Raw genomic sequence first — 4973 nt, 5'->3', positions numbered from 1 at the left:
GCGCGCGGCGATCGCGCAGGTGATCGAGCCGCTGGGCGCGGTGTGGGTCGCGGACCCGCCGACCGCGCGGCGCCGCGCGATCGGCGTCCCGATGGCGACGCTGACGGTGCTGAACGTCGAGCGGATCTCCGCCGAGGCGGCCGCCGGCGAGCTGGCCACGGTGGCGCGGGCGGCGTTCGGGTACGACTGGGCGACCGGCGGCGCGCGGCAGGCCGTGACCGTATCCGCCCCGGATGCCGTGCAGTCCTATGGCAGGCTGGAGGTGGAGCTCGACATGGGCGCGGTGCGCACGGCGCGCGATGCACTGGAGATCGCGCAGGCCCGGCTCGCGATGATCGCGCGGCCGGGCTGGACGCTGCGGGCGACCTTGGATGCATACCTCGCGATCGCGCCGGGCGACACTGTCGCGGTCGATCATCCACGCGTGCCTGCAGGCTCTGCCCTGGTGCTGAGCACGGCCCGCGACCGCGGCCGCGGCACGCTCGATCTGGTCGCGTGGATGCCTGCGGGCAGCGCGCCGCGGATCGAGATGACCCAGCGCGCGCAGGCCGTGGATGCTGCGCGGCCCGACGACAACGTGACGTTCCGGGACGGTGTGGCCACGTTCACGATCAGCGACCCGGCCGGCAACCCACTGGCCGGTGCCGCAGTGACGCTGGACGGTCAGGAGACCCGGGAGACCGATGCGCTCGGGCGCGTGCAGTTCCGCGCCGAGCGCGGCGCGCATTCCCTTTCTGTATACATGGCGGGCTACAGCCCCTTCGATCTCGAGGTGGTGGTATGAGGCGAGTGGTCCAGCGCACGCCCAATCTGGGCCTGTCGATCCGCCTGCAGCCGCTGGCTGCGGATGCCGACCTACTGCCACTGCGGCCAGCCCCCGATCCCGATCCCGATCCGGTCTCCGGCTGTGAGGTGTCTGGGGTCGCATGGGGGACGCTTCCGACGACGATCGGTCCCTACCAGACCTATTCTCCGATCGTCTACTCGACTGACGGGGCTGCGACCAATTGGCGGCTGGATCCCCGATCCGTCTATGGGAGCACCCCCGTAACGTCGACTATCGTGGGCATTCCATCAGGCGCCTCGATCGACGGCGTGCGCTGGGAGTGGGCGTGGATGGCTGGCGAGCCTATTGTGCCCGTGTCGATCACGGCGTCGCCGCAGCTGCTGGTGGTGAGCGTGCCGCCAATTGACCTTGCAAACGACTACAAGTATTCGTCGTGGTCTTTGTCGGCGCAGGCGTTTTGCGGGGATACGCTGGTCGGTACGCTCACGCTCCAGCTTTTCATTTCCGAGACCTGACTTTTCCCGTTGCGCAATTCGCTTGCTCTGGGCTAAATGCTGCGCAGCGCTATTTATCGCGTCTTAGCGTGCGCAATTTTCGCGCCGCGCTTCACCCTTCGGATCTCTCCCCGCCTCCCGCCGATGAAGCTCTCCCGCCTCTACCGCCCGCAGGACCGCCGCTTCTGGCTGATGATCGTGCTCAACCTGCTCTCCGCCGTGCTCGCCTGGTTCCTGCGCAGCTGGCCGCTGGTGCCGCTGGCGACCGTGGTCGTGGCGCTGTTCGCGCTGGGGAACGCCGCGCTGGGGATGTTCATCGCCTGGGACCTGCTGCGCGACGAGCGCGACGATTGAGCCGGCAGGCCGCAGGCCTCACCCGGCGGGAGGCGGTACAGCCCGGCGGCCCTGTTCGCGCCTGGCGGCGCTCCTGCAGAAACCGCAGCGCTTTGTGCCGGAAAACCGCTGCGCTTCGTGCCGATGTAGGAGCGCCGCAAGGCGCGAATGCGACGACCGAGAGGCCCCGCGGGTTCAGATGTCCGGCATCAGGTAGATGCGCTCGGCGCCCGCCGGGACCGGCGCGGCGCGCGGGGGAAGGGACGGACGTGCAGGCGCGGGCAGCGCCGGGAGGGCCGCGAGCGCGTGCGCGCCCTGCACGCCCCACTGCAGCACCTCGATGCGGCCGTCGTGGTGCTCGACCACGGCGCTGCAGCTATCCACCCAGTCGCCGCAGTTGAGGTAGCGGATGTCGCCGATGCGGCGGTCCGAGGCCCAGTGGATGTGGCCGCAGATCACCCCGTCCACCCCGCGCTGCTGGGCGGCGTGGGCGACCGCGTCCTCGAAGTCGAAGATGAAGCTCACCGCCTTCTTCACCTTCTGCTTTGCGTAGCCGGCGAGCGACCAGTAGCCCGGCACGCCGAGCAGGCGGCGCGCGCGCGACAACAGCAGGTTGACCCGCACCAGCGCGTTGTAGGCGACGTCGCCCAGCAACGCCACCCAGCGGTGGTGGCGGGTGACCTGGTCGTACTCATCCCCATGCACGAGCCAGTAGCGCCGGCCGTCCGCGGTCTGGTGGACCCACTCCGACTCGACGCGGATGTCGCCGAAGGCGATGCCGGCATGCTCGCGCAGGGCCTCGTCGTGGTTGCCGGGGATGAAGATCACCTCGCAGCCGTGGCGGGCGCGGCGCAGCACCTTCTGCACCACGGTGTTATGGCTGGGCGCCCACTGCACGCTGCGCTTCATCGCCCAGAAGTCGACGATGTCGCCGAGCAGGTAGAGATAGTCCGACTCGTGCTCGCGCAGGAAGTCGAGCAGGCGCTCGGCCTGGCAGGCACGCGTGCCGAGATGGACGTCGGAGAGGAAGATCGCGCGCACGCTGCTCATGTTTCAGGCCTCCTCCGGGCGAGGTGCGCACAGCTCGACGGGCAGGCCGCTGCCGGCCCGCCACACGCGCAGCAGGGCCGCGGCGAAGTGGTCGTTCACGCGCTCCCAGTCGATCGCCTCGGCGCTGTGGCGCGCGGCGCGCGCGAGCTCGGCGCGCAGCGCATCGGCCCCGGCCATCTGCACGGCGCGCGCGATGAAGCCCTCCTCGTCGCCGCAGGCCACGCTGGCGCCGTTGCCGAGGTCGCGGATCACCTCGGCGGCGGCGGCGTAGTCGTAAGCCACCGGGCACACCCCGCTCGCCATCGCCTCGAGGGTGACATTGCCGAAGGTCTCGGTGAGGCTGGGGAAAAGGAACAGGTCCGCCGACGCGTAGTGCGCGGCGAGGTCCTCGCCGTGGCGCATGCCGGCGAAGACGGCGTCGGGGTGGGCGCGCGCCAGCGCCGCGCGCTGGGGGCCGTCGCCCACCAGGATCATGCGCGCGTCCGGGCGCAGGCGGCGGATCGCGGCGAAGGCGCGCATCGCGAGGCCGAGGTTCTTCTCCGGCGCCAGGCGGCCGACACCGATCACCGCCAGCCCGCCCGCAGGCACGCCCCAGGCGCGACGCAAGGCCTCGTCGCGGCGCGCCGGCGAATACAGCGCGGTGTCCACCCCGCGCGAGATCACATCCACGCTGCGGTAGCCCTGCGCCGAGAGCTGCGCCGCGAGCGCCGCGGTGGGCACGAAGGTGACCGCGCTGCGGTTGTGGAAACGGCGCAGGTAGGCGGCCACCGGCTGGCGCAGCCAGCCCATGCCGTAGTGGCCGCTGTAGTGGTCGAAGTTGGTGTGGAAGTCGGAGCTGACCGGGATGCGCAGCTTGTTGGCCGCGGTGACCGCGGTCCACCCGAGCGGGCCCTCGGTCGCCACGTGGACCAGGTCGGGGCGCTGGCGCGACCACTCGCGCAGCAAGCGCACGCGCGCAGGCAGGCCGAGCTTGAGGCCGTCGTAGCGCGGCAGGCGCAGGCCGCGGGCGAGCACCTCTTCGAGGCCCTCGCCGTGCAGCGCGGTCTCGCCGGGCCGCTGGCGCGGACGGATGAGCTGCACGCCGTGGCCGCGGCGGACGAGGCCGTCGACCATGCGCCCCAGGGTCATGGCCACGCCATTGACCTCGGGCGCCCAGGTCTCGGTCACCAGGGCGATGCGCAGGCGCGGCGCGCGGCAGAGGTCTTCGGTGGTGTAGTCGAGCGTTCTCATGGCCCCGCAGACTAGGGGGGCCGTGAGACAGCGGTGTTACGCCGGCGTTGCCGCGAGCTTACGGCGGCGCGTGCCGGTGGGATGCGGCTTCAGCGCACAGGCGCGTCGAGCGCGGCGACGATCGCCGCGTCGTAGCCGTAGATGTCGTTGCGCAGCAGCACCGCGCCCGTGTCGTCGAGCGCGGCGGTGGCGTAGTGCAGCAGCACCTTGACGTCGCGCCCCACCCCCACGGTGCGCGTGCGCCCGCTGTCGAGCGCCGCCTGCAGCGCCTGCGCGCTCCAGCGCTCGGCGTCGGCGAGCAGCAGCGCGGCGAGCTCGGCGGGCTTCTCCACTCGCACGCAGCCCGAGCTGAGCGCGCGCTCGGCGCGCTTGAACAGCGAGCGCGCGTTGGTGTCGTGCAGGTAGATGGCGTAGGGATTGGAGAGCGAAAACTTGATCCGCCCGAGCGAGCCGTCGGCGCCCGACTGCTGCTCGATGCGGTAGGGGAAGCCACTCTGGCGCGCCCCGCTCCAGTCGATCGTGGACGGGTCGACGGTCTGCCCGCTGCGATCCACCACGCGCATGCGACGGTTGGCGAGGTAGGACGGGTTGCGCGCCGCGCCGGGGATCACGTCCTCGCGCAGGATGGTGGGCGGCACCACCCACTTGGGGTTGAGCACCAGGTGGGTGACGCTGTCGAGCAGCGAGGGCGTGCGCCGCTTGGGCTTGCCGACGATCACCCGCGAGGCCCACACCGGCTGGCCGTCGAGCACCAGGTCGGCGTGGTAGCCGACGATGTCGACCAGCAGGCGATCGCCCTGGAGGTCGCTCGCCACCCAGCGCAGGCGCTCGAGGTTGGCGCGGATCTGCGCGACGCGCTGCGCCGGGCTGGCGTTGAGCGCCTCCAGGGTCTGCGCCCCGAGCACGCCGTCGGCCTGCAGCCCATGCGCGGCCTGGAAGCGCTTGACCGCATCGACCAGACCCTCGTCGTAGTGCGAGTGGTCGCGCGCCTCGAGCACGCGCTCGCCCGCGGCGGCCAGGCGCGCGCGCAGCGAGGGCACGCGCGCGCTGCGCGCACCGGGCTTGAGCGTGGGCCCGGC

6 protein-coding genes are annotated in these 4973 nt (G+C 71.8%); 3 read left to right on the top strand and 3 right to left on the bottom strand.

All coding sequences use genetic code 11. From position 1 onward, the window contains the following. The 3 genes from C667_RS20160 to C667_RS20150 all read left to right on the top strand — a co-directional run. The coding region (locus tag C667_RS20160) for a carboxypeptidase-like regulatory domain-containing protein (RefSeq protein ID WP_004379598.1) at positions 1–784 on the top strand (784 nt) is incomplete at its 5' end. After that, the gene (locus C667_RS20155) at positions 781–1302 is read left to right on the top strand and encodes a hypothetical protein (RefSeq protein WP_004379596.1); all 522 of its coding nucleotides are present in this window, start codon (positions 781–783) and stop codon (positions 1300–1302) included. The genes C667_RS20160 and C667_RS20155, both read left to right, overlap by 4 nt. Before the next feature lie 123 nt (positions 1303–1425). After that, complete coding sequence (locus C667_RS20150; RefSeq protein WP_004379594.1) at positions 1426–1635, top strand: hypothetical protein; 210 nt, start codon at positions 1426–1428, stop codon at positions 1633–1635. 174 nt (positions 1636–1809) lie between these two features. On the opposite strand, the gene C667_RS20145 is transcribed toward C667_RS20150, so the two are convergent. The 3 genes from C667_RS20145 to C667_RS20135 all read right to left on the bottom strand — a co-directional run. Next, the gene (locus tag C667_RS20145) at positions 1810–2664 is read right to left on the bottom strand and encodes a UDP-2,3-diacylglucosamine diphosphatase (RefSeq protein WP_004379593.1); all 855 of its coding nucleotides are present in this window, start codon (positions 2662–2664) and stop codon (positions 1810–1812) included. A gap of 3 nt (positions 2665–2667) precedes the next feature. After that, the gene (locus C667_RS20140; RefSeq protein ID WP_004379591.1) at positions 2668–3894 is read right to left on the bottom strand and encodes a glycosyltransferase family 4 protein; all 1227 of its coding nucleotides are present in this window, start codon (positions 3892–3894) and stop codon (positions 2668–2670) included. An 89-nt stretch (positions 3895–3983) separates the two neighbouring features. Beyond that, positions 3984–4973: L,D-transpeptidase family protein (locus tag C667_RS20135; protein ID WP_004379589.1), on the bottom strand; the 990-nt coding region annotated here is incomplete at its 5' end.

The organism is Thauera phenylacetica B4P, assembly GCF_000310225.1.
Classification (GTDB): Bacteria; Pseudomonadota; Gammaproteobacteria; order Burkholderiales; family Rhodocyclaceae; genus Thauera; species Thauera phenylacetica.
Note: the sequence above shows the minus strand (reverse complement) of the source record. Positions and strands in the feature narration are given on the sequence as shown.

What these genes read in the sequence shown, in the direction of transcription:
- C667_RS20140 (WP_004379591.1), bottom strand. Translation starts at nt 3,894, where the DNA reads ATGAGAACGCTCGACTACACCACCGAAGACCTCTGCCGCGCGCCGCGC.
- C667_RS20155 (WP_004379596.1), top strand. Translation starts at nt 781, where the DNA reads ATGAGGCGAGTGGTCCAGCGCACGCCCAATCTGGGCCTGTCGATCCGC.
- C667_RS20150 (WP_004379594.1), top strand. Translation starts at nt 1,426, where the DNA reads ATGAAGCTCTCCCGCCTCTACCGCCCGCAGGACCGCCGCTTCTGGCTG.
- C667_RS20145 (WP_004379593.1), bottom strand. Translation starts at nt 2,664, where the DNA reads ATGAGCAGCGTGCGCGCGATCTTCCTCTCCGACGTCCATCTCGGCACG.